Source organism: Desulfothermus naphthae, from assembly GCF_054657475.1.
This window is the reverse complement of sequence record NZ_BAAHYQ010000001.1, coordinates 1,663,947-1,679,735: the sequence shown is the minus strand read 5'-3', so window position 1 is coordinate 1,679,735 and position 15,789 is coordinate 1,663,947. Positions and strand designations below refer to the sequence as shown.

At 33.8% G+C, this 15,789-nt stretch carries 16 protein-coding genes; 9 read left to right on the top strand and 7 right to left on the bottom strand.

Annotated features, from left to right (window positions below; translation table 11 throughout):
- Positions 1-16 precede the first annotated feature (16 nt).
- The 9 genes from ACYQ1E_RS08150 to ACYQ1E_RS08110 all read left to right on the top strand — a co-directional run bounded on the left by ACYQ1E_RS08150 (position 17) and on the right by ACYQ1E_RS08110 (position 8,248).
- Positions 17-1,105 carry a uroporphyrinogen decarboxylase/cobalamine-independent methonine synthase family protein gene (locus ACYQ1E_RS08150; protein WP_459877687.1) on the top strand — a complete coding sequence of 363 codons (1,089 nt, stop codon included), beginning with the start codon at positions 17-19 and terminating at the stop codon, positions 1,103-1,105.
- A gap of 306 nt (positions 1,106-1,411) precedes the next feature.
- Positions 1,412-1,951 (top strand): hypothetical protein, encoded by a 540-nt coding sequence (locus tag ACYQ1E_RS08145; protein ID WP_459877684.1) that lies wholly within the window; start codon positions 1,412-1,414, stop codon positions 1,949-1,951.
- Positions 1,933-2,550, top strand: a complete 618-nt coding sequence (locus ACYQ1E_RS08140) for a YkgJ family cysteine cluster protein (protein WP_459877681.1) — start codon at positions 1,933-1,935, stop codon at positions 2,548-2,550. Before ACYQ1E_RS08145 ends, ACYQ1E_RS08140 begins: the two co-directional genes overlap by 19 nt.
- 34 nt (positions 2,551-2,584) lie before the next feature.
- Positions 2,585-3,145, top strand: coding sequence for a CvpA family protein (locus ACYQ1E_RS08135; protein ID WP_459877678.1), 561 nt, complete (start codon positions 2,585-2,587; stop codon positions 3,143-3,145).
- A 29-nt stretch (positions 3,146-3,174) separates the two neighbouring features.
- Positions 3,175-3,948, top strand: a complete 774-nt coding sequence (gene mazG / locus ACYQ1E_RS08130; RefSeq protein ID WP_459877675.1) for a nucleoside triphosphate pyrophosphohydrolase — start codon at positions 3,175-3,177, stop codon at positions 3,946-3,948.
- Between the two features lie 214 nt (positions 3,949-4,162).
- A complete protein-coding gene (locus ACYQ1E_RS08125) occupies positions 4,163-5,233 on the top strand; it encodes an ATP-binding protein (protein WP_459877672.1) in 1,071 nt (356 codons plus the stop codon).
- Positions 5,234-5,290: 57 nt separating this feature from the next.
- A complete protein-coding gene (gene argJ, locus ACYQ1E_RS08120) occupies positions 5,291-6,469 on the top strand; it encodes a bifunctional glutamate N-acetyltransferase/amino-acid acetyltransferase ArgJ (RefSeq protein WP_459877669.1) in 1,179 nt (392 codons plus the stop codon).
- Positions 6,470-6,686: 217 nt separating this feature from the next.
- The gene (locus ACYQ1E_RS08115) at positions 6,687-7,304 is read left to right on the top strand and encodes a TetR/AcrR family transcriptional regulator (protein ID WP_459877666.1); all 618 of its coding nucleotides are present in this window, start codon (positions 6,687-6,689) and stop codon (positions 7,302-7,304) included.
- 35 nt (positions 7,305-7,339) lie between these two features.
- Positions 7,340-8,248 (top strand): chemotaxis protein, encoded by a 909-nt coding sequence (locus tag ACYQ1E_RS08110; RefSeq protein ID WP_459877663.1) that lies wholly within the window; start codon positions 7,340-7,342, stop codon positions 8,246-8,248.
- Between the two features lie 85 nt (positions 8,249-8,333).
- Here the strand turns inward: ACYQ1E_RS08110 and ACYQ1E_RS08105 are convergent, their stop codons facing one another.
- The 7 genes from ACYQ1E_RS08105 to ACYQ1E_RS08075 form a co-directional block, all read right to left on the bottom strand.
- Entirely contained in the window at positions 8,334-8,732 is a 399-nt protein-coding gene (locus ACYQ1E_RS08105) for a pyrophosphohydrolase domain-containing protein (protein ID WP_459877661.1), read from the bottom strand.
- 127 nt (positions 8,733-8,859) lie between these two features.
- Positions 8,860-9,669 (bottom strand): enoyl-CoA hydratase/isomerase family protein, encoded by an 810-nt coding sequence (locus tag ACYQ1E_RS08100; RefSeq protein ID WP_459877658.1) that lies wholly within the window; start codon positions 9,667-9,669, stop codon positions 8,860-8,862.
- A gap of 314 nt (positions 9,670-9,983) precedes the next feature.
- Entirely contained in the window at positions 9,984-11,186 is a 1,203-nt protein-coding gene (locus ACYQ1E_RS08095; RefSeq protein ID WP_459877655.1) for a CaiB/BaiF CoA transferase family protein, read from the bottom strand.
- Between the two features lie 17 nt (positions 11,187-11,203).
- Complete coding sequence (locus ACYQ1E_RS08090) at positions 11,204-12,397, bottom strand: acyl-CoA dehydrogenase (RefSeq protein ID WP_459877652.1); 1,194 nt, start codon at positions 12,395-12,397, stop codon at positions 11,204-11,206.
- A 45-nt stretch (positions 12,398-12,442) separates the two neighbouring features.
- On the bottom strand, positions 12,443-13,168 hold the full coding sequence (gene aat, locus ACYQ1E_RS08085) for a leucyl/phenylalanyl-tRNA--protein transferase (protein ID WP_459877649.1): 726 nt from the start codon (positions 13,166-13,168) through the stop codon (positions 12,443-12,445).
- A gap of 172 nt (positions 13,169-13,340) precedes the next feature.
- Positions 13,341-13,889: a type I restriction enzyme HsdR N-terminal domain-containing protein gene (locus ACYQ1E_RS08080; protein WP_459877646.1), complete on the bottom strand. Its 549-nt coding sequence runs from the start codon at positions 13,887-13,889 to the stop codon at positions 13,341-13,343.
- A complete protein-coding gene (locus tag ACYQ1E_RS08075) occupies positions 13,877-15,505 on the bottom strand; it encodes a sensor domain-containing diguanylate cyclase (protein ID WP_459877643.1) in 1,629 nt (542 codons plus the stop codon). Before ACYQ1E_RS08075 ends, ACYQ1E_RS08080 begins: the two co-directional genes overlap by 13 nt.
- Positions 15,506-15,789: the final 284 nt, after the last annotated feature.

Below are 15,789 nucleotides of genomic sequence, written 5' to 3'. Positions count from 1 at the left end.
TTTAGGAATAGAGAGTATGAATAATTTTCCTGCCTATTGTAATTCTACCTCCATGGGGATTTTGCCCCATGTGGATGAAAAAAGGGCACTTAATCTTGCACTAAGTTTGGATATACCATTTTGGCCACAGCTCCCTTTAAAGGATTTTAGGGACGATATGTGGGCCCAATTTTCCAGAGATTTTCCAGGCATTATAGTAGATTTTGAAAACAAAAAAGTTCGTTTGAATAAAACCAAATTTTATGAAGAATTAAATGATTATTCCTTAAAAATGGATGATATTTCTTCATTTGAAATAAAAGAAGAACACAGCACCACCTTTTATAAATTTTTAGAAATGGATCTATCAACCTATCCAGCTATCAGGGGACAGGTTACAGGGCCACTTAACCTGGGGTTCAGGATCTTGGACGAAGAAAATAAACCTATTATCTATCACGACGATATAAGAGAACTTTTGTTTGATTTTGTTAAGAAAAAAATACTCTGGCAATATAATAAACTCAAAGAAAAGAATAAAAATGCATTTATATGGATTGATGAGCCTGGCATTGCATGGACCTTTTCCTCTTTTTCTGGCTATAATGATATCCAGGCAAAGAATGATTTGACTGACCTATATTCTGGTTTCCCAAGACCTAGAGGACTCCATCTTTGCATAAACGTTGATATGGATTATCTCACTGACTTTGATATTGATATACTCTCTTTTGAAGCCTATCAAATGGAAATATTAACTAAGTTTGCTGCATGTTCTCTTGGAAAATTTTTAGGCAAAGGAAAAATAATTTCATGGGGGATCGTTCCAACTGTATCTGTATTTTTGGATAAAGAAACCCCGGATACATTAACAGAGAGGCTAATTCAATATATGAAACAGATTGAGGTGTATGGAGGAGTTTCATCAGAGCAAGTTGCCAGACAATCTTTAGTTGCTCCAGCAAGATGCTGCCTGAAAAATGCTGACTTAACAGACCTCAAAAAAAATCCCCATCACAGGATAGAGGAAATTGAACAGGGAATTGAAGAAGAATTAATGGAAAAGGCAATTGAATATACACTTGAGATCTCTAGAAAATTGAAAAAAAGGTTTGGATTTCTGTAATGGTTGAAAAAGATGGATCTTAGAAAGAATTTACCCATCTCTCTTATAAAAAAACATAATGTAGAATGTGTAACCGTAGATCCTCCCTGATCTGGAGGTCCTAGGTTTGTTGATATACTCATTAGATGTAAGAAGCTAAAAAATAATCTGGGTCTCTTGTGACATTGTAAATAGTGCAAGGGATATAAGACCAGTCATAAAATCAGAGTGGGAAATAACAAACATAGCCCTTTTTTATATGTTTCCAAAGACATATCACATGGAAGCTATTTTGATCTTAAACAGGAATTAGTGAGGAGATCTGCCATGATGGAAAATATTACAGAAGAAATAAAGTCCAGTAAATTGTCCATGTCCATTGCACAAGACTTTTTGACCTGGTTATGGTTTAAGTCTGAAAAAAATAATGGGCAATTTGAGAGTTCTGATGGCGAAGTATTTGGATTAACAATGGGTGATAAAATTGTTGTGCAGGGAGGAGATGGAGAATTTAAAGAAAGTGCAATGTCTTCTGGAAAAAATTCCATGTTTCAAGAGGCAAAACACGGTCTTAGGACAGGGAAAAAAGTGTATTTTGCCAAAATTATAATAGAATATAACGGCGATGAGTGGAGTTTTTTTATAAAAAGTGAAGATTTCTCCATAACTTCCTTTAAAACTCCAAAGATTACAAAAAAGATCCAACAGGAGGAAGACCCTGATGGTCTGTTTTTCGAGAAAGTCTATCTGGTAGAAAAAGCATTGGATTTGTTTGATAGTGTATTTATGGAATTTTTAAAAATAAAGTTTGATCCAGCATGGGAAGAAGAGTTAGAGGAGTTAAGGACTTGGATAAAAAAGGAGTAAATCAAACCCAGTGTCAAAGATGTGGCACATGTTGTAAAAAAAATCCTCCTACCATTCATGTTGAAGATTTAACATATATTAATTCTGGAAAGATTCCCTTTACTCATTTAATTACCTTTAGAAAAGGAGAGAGTGCATATGACAATATTAATAAAAAAATTATATACCTTGAAGAAGAAATAATAAAAATAAAGACTAAGAATGGTTCTTCAGAATGTATTTATTTTGACAATAAAACTAACTTATGTACAATCTATGAATATAGACCAACAGAGTGTCGCCTGTTAAAGTGTTGGGATACTGATGATATTTTGAAGTATTATAATAAAAATAGAATAAAAAGATTTGACATCATACCAGAAAACTCTGCAATGGGAGAGATAATAAAAGAACATGAAAAAAAAGTTAATTTAATCAATATAAAGAAGTTATATTCTTTGTATAAGAATACGATGGATTTAAAAATAAAAGAAAAATTAAACAGAATAATTTCTTATGACAAATCAGTCAGGGAGTTTATAAAAGAAAAAACAGGAGCCAAAGAGGAGCTTAATTTTTTGTTTGGAAGGGATATAGAGGTAATCTTAAGGTGTCTTTAAAATAATAAAATTATTATTTTTTGGAGAGTAAGCTATGAACAAATTAGACATAATCTTTATAATTATACTTTCTTTCACCCTTATAAGGGGATTTATGAGGGGCATAATTAAAGAAATAATAGGAATATTTGGTGTAATTGGCTCTTTTTTAATTGCAATAAATTTTTATGGGAAACTCACACCTTACATTACAAAGATAGTCCCTGACCCTCAAATTGCAGATATAATAGCCTTTGCTTCTCTATTTATTGGCTCTGTTTTGCTTCTCTATCTAATTGGTGCAATAATTAGAGAGTTATTAAAGGCTTTATCCCTAGGGTGGTTGGATAGATTAGGTGGAGGAGTTTTTGGCTTTATTAAAGGTATACTTATTTGTAGCTTGATAATCTTAATGCTGACGCTTGTCCTCAGTCCAAAAAGTTCTTTGATTACTACATCTAGATTGTCTCCCTACATCTCCATGGTAACAGAAAAAATTATCTACCTTATCCCTAAAGATGTTAAAGAAAAATTTAGGGGAAAGACAAAAGAGATGGAAGAGGTATGGAAGGGATCAATCTGGTATAAATTAAGACATCCTGAGCAAATAAAGTAAGTTCTTATATAATCTGGAGGTCTTAAGCTATGGAGTTTGATCCAAAAGAAGTTTTTTATGTTATAAATGAGCTGTTAGGGCCAAATGGCTGTCCATGGGATAAAAAACAAACACCTGATAGCTTGTGTGAATATTTGATTGAAGAGGTATTTGAACTTGTTGATGCTATTAGAAAAAAAGATAAATGTGAAATTGAAGAAGAACTTGGAGATGTTTATTTTTTGTTGTTTTTTATCACATATCTTTTAAATCGAGATAATGGAATTGATGTAAATAAAGTCTTTTCAAAAAATGCTCAAAAGATGAAAAATAGACATCCCCATGTATTTGGGGATATAAAAGTTTCATCAGAAGAGGAGATTTTAAAAAACTGGGAAAAGGTAAAACAAAAAGAGAAAAATCACAGGGGCAAAAATCCCATGGACTCTATACCTTCCTCCCTTCCTCCCTTGCTTAAGGCCTATAGGATCCATTCCAAAGCCGAAAAAATGGGATTTACGTGGCTTACAGATGAGGATCAAATACAAAGTGTTCTAAAAGAACTTGAAGAATTTTTAATGGCTAAAAAGACAAATGATTATGAGAAGATAGAAGAAGAATTTGGAGATCTTTTATTTTCTTTGGTAGAATATGGTCGAAGAAATAAAATTAAGGCAAATGGTGCACTTCAAAAATCAATTAACAAATTCCTTGATCGCTTTAACAAAATGATTTCTTTAGCAAAGGATAGGGGGCTTGAGTTTGAAAAATTGTCCCAGGAAGAGAAGGATAAACTCTGGGAAGAGGTAAAGGAAAGGGAATAGTGATTCGTAATTAGTGAACAGTGAACAGTGAACAATGAACAGAAAGAGGAAAGAATAGTGAACCAATATACCACTATACCAATATACTAATAACCGTGAACAGTGATTGGTGATTCGTGAATAGGGAAGAGGTGGAATATTGTTTATGGGTGCTAATAACAAATCACAAATTACGAATTCCAAATCACGAAGAACTTAGAACAAGGAGCTTTTGATGAAGATAGAGACCTACCGTGGAGCACCCTTTGTAGATAGAGAAGAAGAGATAGAGTTTTTTGTGGATTGGTTTGATGATGTACCGCAGAGGATACTCTTTGTATATGGTCCAAAATCAAGTGGCAAGACCACAGTGATAGAATATGTAATAGAGAAACGATTGTTATCGGAAAAAGAGTGGTGGAGCAAAAGCAAGTATTGGGTGAAATATATAAATTTGAGAAGGAAGTTAATTTCTAACTATGCTACTTTTTTACATTCTTTTATATTTCCCGAGGATGTATATAAGGAGACGGTGGAAACAGATGGCAAATTTTCCTTGAAGTTTTTTAGCCTGCAGCGCAAGGTATTGCAGGAGATAGAGAAAAAAGAGAGGGATTTATTTGAAGAATTAATGAGAAAGATGGAAGAGGAAAGTAAGAATAAAAGGTGTATTTTAATAATAGATGAAATCCAAAAGCTCCAAGAGATATATATAAACAGTAGCCGTGAATTATTAAAGGAGTTTTTAAATTTTTGTGTGAGTTTGACAAAGGAAAAACACCTCTCTCATGTAGTGATACTTACATCAAATACAGTGTTTATAGAGAAAATTTATAATGATGCAAGACTTAAGGAAACATCAGAATTTAAGAAAATAGATCATTTGAAGAAAAAGCAGGCAAAAGAGTGGCTTAAAAGGGAAGGTTTTAAGGATGAGGATATAGAGCTTGTATGGGAATATATAGGTGGAGTAATACCAAGGATTTTGAAGGTCATAAGGGCATATAAGAAAGGCAAAGATTTGAGAGAGTTTTTGGAGCGTGAGAAGTGGCTTGCCTATACAGAGATAGTAGATTATATGGCAAGAGAAAGATTTACTGATAAAGAGGTTATGCAATTTGAGGATATTGGCAAAGAGATACTGAGAAAGGGATACTTTGAATTGAGAAAGGATAGAGTGCATTATTTGCCAATAATAGAAAAGTGGGCAGAAAAAGAGATACTATTTTACGATCCTCTGGAGCTTAAGGTAATAGGAAACAATCGGATATACGAAAAGGGAATCGAACTTTTGCTGAATAGATAAAAGGAGAAGGATAAACCTTGAGAAAAGGTAAAGGAATAAGCATGGAGGAAAAACTTTATGATCTCTACTCCGAAGGGGTATTTATTTTCTACGGCAAAGGCAAATTTCAGATATGTAAATAGGGATGATCTGGCTTTAATTTTATCCTCAGAACCAGCTACTGTAGCGGCTGTATTTACCACTAATAAATTTAAGGCTGCGCCGATATACCTTTGCCAAAAAAGACTAAAACACAAAAATTACAAACCCCAGGGGATTGTGATAAATGCAGGTATTGCAAATGCTGGAACCGGTGAGACTGGGATTTATAATTGTGAAAAAAGTCTAAAATTAGTAGGAGAACAACTAAAAATAGACCCTACCTTGCTTTTACCAGCATCTACCGGGGTTATAGGAGAACAATTTAATATGGAGAGCTGGGAAGTCGGAGCACGGGAACTCCACCAAAACCTCGGTAAAAAGGATATTATTGACGTTGCAAAGGCCATAATGACCACCGATACCTTTCCAAAGATAGCTTATTCTAAAAATAGAAATTTTTCTATAACAGCAATTGCTAAGGGAGCTGGTATGATATGTCCAAATATGGCCACAATGCTCTGTTTTATTATTACTGATATTTCAATTGAAAGAGAACTTTTTCAGGATATTTTAATAGAAACAACTGAAAATACCTTTAACAGAATTTCAGTTGATGGAGACACATCCACCAATGACTGCATAATAGCCCTTGCAAATGGGGTTAGTGGGAAGGAGATTTCAGATAAACAAGATAAGCTGCTTTTTAAAAAATTATTAAATGAAATAATGAATGAGACTGCATATAAAATAGTGCAGGATGCTGAAGGTGGAACAAAGGTTATCCATTTAGAGGTAAAAGGGACAAAAACATACGAAGACGCAAAAAAAATAGCCCAAACAATAGCCAACTCCCCTCTGGTTAAAACAGCATTTTATGGTGAAGATGCTAATTGGGGAAGGATTGTAGCAGCTATTGGCAGAAGTGGAGTGGATGTTGACATAAACAAGGTCTTGATAAAAATAAGTGATATTGAAATATTCAAAAATGGAATGGGAACAGGTGGAGATATAGACGCAATTTTAACGCCCTATTTAAAAAAACAGGATATTTTTCTTCACATAGATATTGGTGAAAACACTGAGTTCCAGTATAAAATGCTATTTTCTGACTTAACAGAGAAATATGTTAAAATAAACAGTGGTTACAGGAGTTAACCAAGAGGCATAAAAAATATCTGATCAGAGAAAGAAAAATTATGTCTTTTTGCTTGTTTTCAGATTAAATCTGGTATGATAGCAGTTCTAATTGTCCTACACAATGTTTTATGTAGATGTATCTGAAAAATAACTATTTTAACACTTGAAAAGTGTTTACATCTTGTTTAAAGAGAAAAAAAATTTTTAAACCTTTCAAAGAAGGAGTAGAGATGGTATGAGAAAAAAATCTACATTTTTAGAATTAAAGGAAACTGAAAGGAGAAAGAGACGTGAGCTAATATTAGAGGCTGCCACTCATTTATTCTCGACAAGAAACTTCTCTGAAATAGGAATGAGGGATATTGCTGAAGAAGCTGGGATTTCACCGGCGTCCATTTACAGATATTTTCCAAGTAGAGACGCTATCTTACTTGAAGTATTAGGACAGGACATAAATGAGGGAAGACTTATACAATTAAAACGGCTTGAAGAAGGAGCTAATTCTTTAGAAGAATTTGCCATTGGAATAGTGGATTTCTTTTTTGACAAAGAAGCCACATTACACATGCTAGCACATTTTCTCTTAAATGAAAACATGGATGAACAAATTTTAAATCAATTCAAGCTAAATCAGAAATTTTTCTTGGAACACTTTGCTAATTTATTAGAGAATATAGGTATTTCTATAGATAACATTCAAGAATTTGCAGAAGTTTTTTTTGCTTCTATACTTGGAATTATAATAGCTTTTAAAAATATTCCTGAACAGGATAGAGACAAAGCGAAAAAGGACATATATGAAAGAATAAAGTTTACTTGCAAAGTAGCTGAAAAAGCTTTAAAAAATATGTAATAAGTTTATTTTAGATTTTTTTCAGGAGATGAGAAATGACAACAGATATTTTGCTGGAAACCGGAACCAACGAATTGGAAATAGTGGAATTTTATATTGAAAAATCTCAAGGAGTAAAAGAATATTTTGGAATAAACGTTATTAAAGTGCAAGAGATAATTAGATATCCTGAAATAACAAGAATTCCCGCTAAACCCCATCCATGTTTTCTTGGCCTGATCAGGCTGAGAGAAAAGATAATGCCCCTCTTAGACCTTGGCATATATCTTTACAATATCCCCTTGGACTCAAATGGTAAGGTAATTGTCACAGAATTCAATCGTATGAAAATTGGATTTCTGGTTTCAGGTCTTACAAGAATCCATAGAATTAGCTGGCAAGATGTGGCCCCACCTGTGGAAATTGAATATGAAGGTAAAACGCCTTGTATCACAGGAGTTGTGAAATTTGATGATAGAATTGTTTTTACATTAGATGTGGAAAAAATTGTGGGAGAAATGGCACCCATGTTCCTTGAAGAAGGCATAATTACAGAGGAACATGCCAAAAAAAGATACAAAGTCCTTATTGCAGATGATTCGCCTACTGTAAGAAATATGCTAGTTGTAAATCTAAAGGATTTTGATATTCATGTAGCAAAAAATGGACAAGAGGCATGGGATTATCTTGTCGACCTAAAACAGGGACAAGAGGACATTTTTTCTAAATGCAATCTTGTGATTTCTGACATTGAAATGCCCCAGATGGATGGATTTACTCTTACAAAAAAAATCAAAGAAGACCCAATACTAAATAAAATTCCAGTTATTTTATTCTCCTCTATGATTACTGATAAAATACTCCACAAAGGACAGTCTGTTGGAGCTGATGACCAAATATCAAAGCCTGAAATAGGAGATTTGGCCAAAAAAGCGCTCCAACTTATAGAAAAGACACAAAATTAATAAACAAGGAATTTTAATTTCATAGCTTATCTTGTATATAATTGGCCTGTTTTTTCTTTTACAGTCTCTGTATTTGTACATTCAATCATATATTTTTTTTGGATAATGTATCAATAAGCCTTTTAATCTCTTCCTCTGGACCAACCCAGTCTTTGGGTTTTAGGATCTTACCATCTTTACCTGTTATTACTTTACTGTCTGGCTTTATTTTTTGCATATTTGTCTGATGAACTATTTTAAAAAAGTCTTTGGGAGGAACGCCCATCTCAACTAATGTGCCTAAAGCAAAATAAATCAAATCTATTAAGGCATCTACTTGCTCGTATATATTGCTTGCATCCTTTAATTCATCTATTTCTTCTAACATCCATTTGATTCTTCGCATCAACCGTTTTTTGGGAAGAAAGATAGGTCTGTCGCTTGTTGGATGATTTGCAGCAATATGAAATTCCTTCACCATATTCCATTCATCATTAATACTCATGTTTTCTTTCCTTTTTTAATTCATAAAAAAACATTTCATTATTTCTATTAGGCCCCGCCATATAACGGAGCCTAAAAAGGATTCATGCGAGTAAGATAAAAATTAGATATTATCCTGTATTTTGCTGTTATTCTCCTTTAAATACAGGCTTTCTTTTTTCCCTGAATGCTGTAATTCCTTCTAGATGGTCCTTTGATGCAAGGGTAATGGATTCGCAGAGTGCAGCTTCATCTAAGGCTGTTGCCAGGTCTAATCTCAATCCTTTGTAAACCTGGGCCTTCATTAGTCTAATAGCTATAGGAGGACCATCAGCTATTTTTCTGGCAAGATCCATTGTAATATTCTCTAATTCTTCTGCTGTTGTAAGTTTATTAATCATACCAATTTCTTTAGCTTCTTGCGCGACAAGGGTATCGCCGGTAAATAACATTTCAAAAGCCTTTGTTAGTCCCATTGCTCTTGGATAGAGCCAGGCTGCTCCAAATCCTGGAAAAAGCCCAATTTTTACAAAGCCACACATAAATTTTGCATATTGGCTTGCAGTCCTGAGGTCACAGGCCAGGGCAAGATCAAAGCCTGCCCCCACACATACACCATTAATCATGGCTATAGTTGGTTTTTCCATTTGATGAAGTGTAAGGATAATCTTTTTAACAGCTCTAAAAAGAAAAGAACGTCTTAATTTCTCAACACTCTGTTCAGTAATTTCCTCTTTACCTCCACCAGGCATGAGATCAACGTCAGCACCAGCGCAAAAGGCCTTGCCTGCCCCAGTAAGGACCAATACCCTTACACCATCATCTTCTGCAATATCAGAAAGAGCTTCTACCAATTCTTCCATCATCCGCCTATTAATTGCATTTCTTTTATCAGGCCTATTTAAAGTTAATTTTGCTATCTGCCCTTCCTTTGTTACCTGAATAGTTTCATAACCCATAATTTTCTCTCCTCCTTTATGCTTAAGTTTTGCCTAAAAATTTTTATAACCAATTTAAAAAGGCCACTGTAGAGTTTACTCTTTGTTGCTTTGCTTTAAAACAATAAATGGTTTTGTCCACACAAGGTTTAAGATATTCCCTTTCTCATTTAATCTTAAACCTTTTTATAATCTTATAAAATCACCTTAATGAATTTTAAGAACAAGGCATCAATGGTGTCAACAATTTTGTGACTAAATTTCATCTCTTTCATTTATATAAAAATTCTACATCTCTCAACATATTGATTTTCTTGAACTATATCTAATTTATATTATATAACACCATTTTCTTTAAATTTATTTAAATCATGATCGCTATATCCCAAATCTTTTAAAATTTCTCTGGTGTGCTCACCAAGTTGTGGGGGAGGTGTGATCTCTATTTCAAAATCAGAAAATTTTACAGGATTATTAAACATTTTTATGTTTCCAATGCCTGGATATTCAATCTCCTGTATGGTCTTTCTATGTTTTAATTGAGGATGATCTAATACCTCTTTAATGGTATTTACTGCACCACAGGGAATCCCTGCATTATTAAATATTTCAATCCACTCTTTAGCACTTCTCTCCTTCAACTTTCTTAATATAATCCGTTCTAATTCATCTCTGTTTTGAAGCCTTTTGTCATTTGTTTCAAATCTTGGATCCCTTGCAAGATCTTCCATCTCTAATATCTTACAAAAATTAATCCAATGAGAGTCTATAGCTATGCATATATTAACATATTTATTATCTCCAGCCAAATAAGGTTCATAAGGAGTTGCAAGGCAATACTTTGATCCCATGCGGAGTTCACTATCATCCCATCCTTCAACTACACTCATATTAAGTAGATTTAACATGAGATTTACAGCACAATCAAATAATGATACATCAATTTCCATTCCCTTACCTGTGATTTGTCTTTTAATAAGAGCGGCTAATACAGCATATGTTCCATACAATGCAGCTACATAATCTGTAATAGGGACATTTACTTTACAGGGAATTTCCTTAGTACCTGTATAACTAATTATCCCTGCCTCTCCTTGGATGACCTGATCAAAGGCAGCCCTATCCCTATAGGGTCCATCCTGACCATAACCTGATACATGACAATAGATGATTTTAGGATTTATATCTTTTACTTTTGAATAATCAATTCCCCATTTTTTTACCACTCCTGGCCTAAAATTTTCAATTAATACATCTGCCTTTTTGACCATATTTAAAAATATCTCCCTTCCCTGAGCATGGTCTAATTTTAATGTAACAGATTTCTTGTTTCTATTTATAACAGCAAAATAATAACTTAGATCCTTTTTTTTGGGTATCCATCTCCTGCCAATATCACCAACACCTGGTCTTTCAATATGTATTACTTTAGCTCCAAGATCTCCTAATAATGTTCCAATCATAGGACCAGCCAGTGCTTGAGCAGCCTCTAGCACCACTAAATTCTTTAGTGGATAGGGTTTACTATTATTTTTCACTTGGTCTTCCTCCATTACTATTTTTGTACCCATCTGGTAAATGATTGAATACCAGTTATATATTGCCCCAAAATCAGTGTGTGGATGTCATTGGTTCCTTCATAGGTATAAACACTTTCAATATTGGCCATATGCCTGATTGGGGAATAATCAAGAGAGATACCATTTGCACCTAATAATTCTCTAGCAGTCCTAGCACACATCCTGGCCACCCACACATTGTTTTTTTTAGCAAAAGAGATCATCTCTGGTGTGCCTTTCCCTTCATCCAGAAGTCTTCCCACCCTGTATGAAACCAGTTGTCCCTTTGATATTTCCATAAACATCTTAACCAGCTTTTCCTGCACCAGCTGATATCCTGCAAGAGGTTGTCCAAATTGAGTTCTCTCTTTAGTGTAGTTTAAGGCTGTTTCATAGCAGTCCATAGCTGCCCCAATCGCTCCCCAGGAAATTCCATATCTGGCCTGATTTAAACACATAAGGGGAGCTTTTAATCCCCTGGTGTGTGGTAATAAATTTCTTGCTGGAATTTTACAATTCATAAATCCAAGTTCTCCAACTCCCCCAGCTCTCATAGATCCCTTTTGAGTAATCGCTCTTTGAGTAAAACCTGGTGTTCCCTTCTCAACTATAAACCCCTTGATCTTTCCATCATCCACATCTTTAGCAAATACAACGGCTATATCAGCGATGTCTCCTTCAGTTATCCACGTTTTTGTCCCATTTAACACCCACATACTACCATCTTTTTTAGCAGTTGTCTCCATTGAAGCAGGATCTGAACCATGGTTAGGTTCTGTTAATCCAAAACAACCAATTAGCTCTCCTTTAGCCAGTTTTGGAAGATATTTTTTTCTCTGTTCTTCATCACCAAATTTCCATATTGGATACATAACAAGACCAGAGGTCACAGCAATAAAGCTCCTAAGGGAGCTGTCCACCCTTTCTACTTCCTGGCAAATAAGACCAAATTCTATATAATTGCCGCCAGGACATCCGTACTCTTCTGGTAAAAAAACACCCAACATCCCAAGATCACCCATCCTAGGTGCAATTTCTTTAAAAGGTAGTGGTTCTTCTTTATGAAAAGCATCTTTTATTAAGGGTTCTATTTCTTTTGTTACAAATTCCCTTACTGAATTGCTCACCAATCTTTCTTCCTTTGAAAACATCTCATTCAATTTAAAGAAATCTATTCCCTTGGTTTCCATAAAACTCCTCCCTGGTAATGATATAATTACTTTTATTACAAAGTGTTAGGAATTAATGTGAGAAAAATCTATGTCATTATCAGTTAAAATTCTGGGGGACCAGAGATCCTGAGGGGGATTTAACCACAGGGCCTTTTTTAATTCTATCAGGAACCTTCGTCTATTAATGGGTTTTGCCCCGAATTTCATTAAGTGAGATGTGACCTGTTGACAATCAATGAATTTAAATTTTGCTTTCTTTAGCATAAGAGTTAACCATACAAAGGCCACTTTTGATGCATTGGATACTCTGTAAAACATAGATTCACCAAAAAACACCCGCCCAATGGACACTCCGTATAAACCACCAGCAAACTTGCCCTCACACCATGCTTCAACTGAGTGACAATATCCTATTTTATGTAAGTTTATGTAAGCTTCTATCATTTCAGGCACTAACCATGTGCCTTCACAATCTTTTCTTTTTATTTTGCTGCAAAAATTTATAACATCTTCAAATGCATGGTTTACTGTGATGGTAAATTTTTTTTGTTTTATAATTCTTTTTAATCTTCTGGATACATGGAGCTCTTCAGGCCTTAAAATAAGTCTGGGATCAGGAGACCACCACAGAATAGGAGAGTGCTCATCATACCAGGGAAAGATGCCATTTTTATATGCAACTATTAATCTATCAGGACTAAGGTCTCCCCCAATTGCTACAATATCATCTACATCATCAATTAATGGATTTGGAAATACTGGTTCTGGTGGTAGTGAATAGATTATCATATTTTACCTCTTATTTTTTAAAGAGAATTTATGTGTTTTGCTGAATAAAATCAAGATGTGATCAGACCAAATCGAAATTGGATAAATATTAGTTGATGATTGATGCTCAAAATTTTAAAGCTAATATGCAGTTATATTAAAGATAGAAAATATCAAAAAATTTTTTGAGTATTTACTTAGATAGGCAGGAATCTCTGCACTCACAACTTAATTGAGACAGGGCATAAAGGATGCGTTTTTCTTTTTCCAGACGTATATCATCTAAGGTAAACTCAGGACATCTATCTAAAAGGTTCAAAATTTCCTGCCAGGTTGGAAAGTTTTTATAAGGTCCTTGAGAAATAACTTCTCCATCCTTTGCACAAACTAACATAAATTTTTTTGTATCTGTAACAATTGAAAAACGTGCAGGACCACCTTCAATTAATCTGGACAATGAAACCGCTTCTCGGATGTATGTTTCTATTTCTCCTGCACTGAATAAAATTATCACAAGGGGTTTATTTTCCAGGAATATAACAAAATCAATGTTTCTTCCAAACTCTTTTTGATCTATTTTAAAAATTATTGGTACCTTTGATTTTATCTGATCCATTGGATATGATTTATCTTCCACCAATGTTTTTACAATATCCTGTCTTATGTCTTCATAAGTAGTGGCATCTATTTCTTTTCCAGTAAGATAATCTTTTATTTTAAAACCAAGTTTTACCTCGTGCATAAATATTCTTTCCTTTGTTTTTTTCTTTGCTTTTCAATATACATAGCGTCATCAGCTTCCCTAAACAATTTGTTTGGATCTAATTTTTCTATTGAACTCACAGCGAATCCTATTGACAAACTTATCTGGAATTTTAATTTTTTTTCTTTATTAAATTTACAAATTGAATCATTAATTCTTAAAATAACCTTTTTTGCTGCTATCGCGCCACTCTGGGGTAGAATTATTCCAAATTCATCTCCCCCAAGCCTTGCTACAACATCAGAATTTCTGACGCTGGACTTCAAAATTTTGGCACATGCCTTAATGTATTCATCTCCCGCCTTGTGGCCAAAGGTATCATTTACATATTTTAATCCGTCAAGATCGGCAATAATCAGAACCACTGGAAGGCATCTACAATTTTTCAATCTATTAAATTCTTCCTCAAAATAATAGCGATTATAAAGTCCAGTAAGTGGATCGTGAAAGCTTATAAATCTAAGTTTTTCTTCCAATTGCTTCCTCTCCGTCACATCTATTAAAGATACAAGAAAATGACCATTTGGTAAAAAAGTTGCTGTTGATATTACATATTTCTTATTGTTGTATTTATCAATAAATGTAAACTCATATTGAATAGGCACACTTGAAGGATCAATACGTCGTTTTTGTTGATATTCTCGTATCCTGGGTAAGTCTTTTTTATCAACAAATTTAGTCCAGTCAAATTTTCCAAGAAGTTCTTTTTTAGAGTAGCCAGAAAATTTTTCAAAGGCCTTATTGGCGTCAATTATGGTATATCCCTCAAATATTACCATGGGAGAAGCTGCGCCCTCAAATAGTGTCCTGTAATATTTCTCTTGCTCCTCTAACTTTTGTTTTGCCAGGTATTCTTGTGTTATATCTCTAACTATCCCTCTAAACCCTATTTTTTCGCCTTTTTCATTATACATTAAATCAACAGATGTTTCTACAAAACGTTCTTTTTCTTTGAATGTCTGGATCTTCCAGTCAAAAAATGTAGCTGGTTTTTCTTCCCTAAATACTTTATTAAAAATTTTAAATACTTTTTTTGCATATTCCGGCGGAGTATACTCTCTATTGTTCATCCCGATTAACTTTTCTTTGGGATATCCCAGTAATTTCGCTATTGCCTCATTAGCATATAATAAATTTCCCGCCAAATCTACTTCAAAGTACCCAAGATTTGAATTCTCTAGAACTCTACGCAGAGACTCCTCTCTTCGCTTAAACTCTCTCTCCATTTTGTGTTTATCTGTAACATCCAACATCTGCCCTAAGATATATATATCTTTACCAATATTCACTGGATAAATATAACCTTCTAAATATTTTTCAACACCATGTTTATCTATTATCTTGATTTTATAAAGAGAGAGCCTACCACTACGAGTAGCTTTACTGTTCACTTCAGCGACCAAAAACTCTCTGTATTCTGGATGTAATAATTCCGTAAATTTCATTTTCAGAAGTTCTTCTTTACTATACCCAGACAATTTACAAAGCTTTGTGTTAACATAAATAATAAATCCATCTTTATTTAACACACAAATTCCAAGCAGAGAATTTTCCGCAAGTATTTCAAAATCTATAAATTTTTTGTTAGAATTCATAATGTTTTACATCCAATTTTCTGATGATTTTAATATAAAACATGATTTATGATTTGTGACAATATCAATAAAAATAATTGATGTTCTCAAACAATATTTAAACCACATTTTTAATTGCATGTCAAGATTTGATAATAGGTTTCGGCCAATCGTCTAGAGAAATATCCATACCTGGGCGGGAGTGAATGAAAGTGTACCTTAATCCTTGACCTCTCAACACTTTGAGGTTAAATATGCTTGTTACTTTTTTAAGTATATTGTAACCAATTAAAATCAAAAGGAGG

Coding starts and splice junctions, on each gene's coding strand:
- ACYQ1E_RS08150 (WP_459877687.1), top strand. CDS start 17: ATGAATAATTTTCCTGCCTATTGTAATTCTACCTCCATGGGGATTTTG.
- ACYQ1E_RS08145 (WP_459877684.1), top strand. CDS start 1,412: ATGATGGAAAATATTACAGAAGAAATAAAGTCCAGTAAATTGTCCATG.
- ACYQ1E_RS08135 (WP_459877678.1), top strand. CDS start 2,585: ATGAACAAATTAGACATAATCTTTATAATTATACTTTCTTTCACCCTT.
- mazG (WP_459877675.1), top strand. CDS start 3,175: ATGGAGTTTGATCCAAAAGAAGTTTTTTATGTTATAAATGAGCTGTTA.
- ACYQ1E_RS08125 (WP_459877672.1), top strand. CDS start 4,163: ATGAAGATAGAGACCTACCGTGGAGCACCCTTTGTAGATAGAGAAGAA.
- argJ (WP_459877669.1), top strand. CDS start 5,291: ATGATCTCTACTCCGAAGGGGTATTTATTTTCTACGGCAAAGGCAAAT.
- ACYQ1E_RS08115 (WP_459877666.1), top strand. CDS start 6,687: ATGAGAAAAAAATCTACATTTTTAGAATTAAAGGAAACTGAAAGGAGA.
- ACYQ1E_RS08110 (WP_459877663.1), top strand. CDS start 7,340: ATGACAACAGATATTTTGCTGGAAACCGGAACCAACGAATTGGAAATA.
- ACYQ1E_RS08105 (WP_459877661.1), bottom strand. CDS start 8,732: ATGAGTATTAATGATGAATGGAATATGGTGAAGGAATTTCATATTGCT.
- ACYQ1E_RS08100 (WP_459877658.1), bottom strand. CDS start 9,669: ATGGGTTATGAAACTATTCAGGTAACAAAGGAAGGGCAGATAGCAAAA.
- ACYQ1E_RS08090 (WP_459877652.1), bottom strand. CDS start 12,397: ATGGAAACCAAGGGAATAGATTTCTTTAAATTGAATGAGATGTTTTCA.
- aat (WP_459877649.1), bottom strand. CDS start 13,168: ATGATAATCTATTCACTACCACCAGAACCAGTATTTCCAAATCCATTA.
- ACYQ1E_RS08080 (WP_459877646.1), bottom strand. CDS start 13,889: ATGCACGAGGTAAAACTTGGTTTTAAAATAAAAGATTATCTTACTGGA.
- ACYQ1E_RS08075 (WP_459877643.1), bottom strand. CDS start 15,505: ATGAATTCTAACAAAAAATTTATAGATTTTGAAATACTTGCGGAAAAT.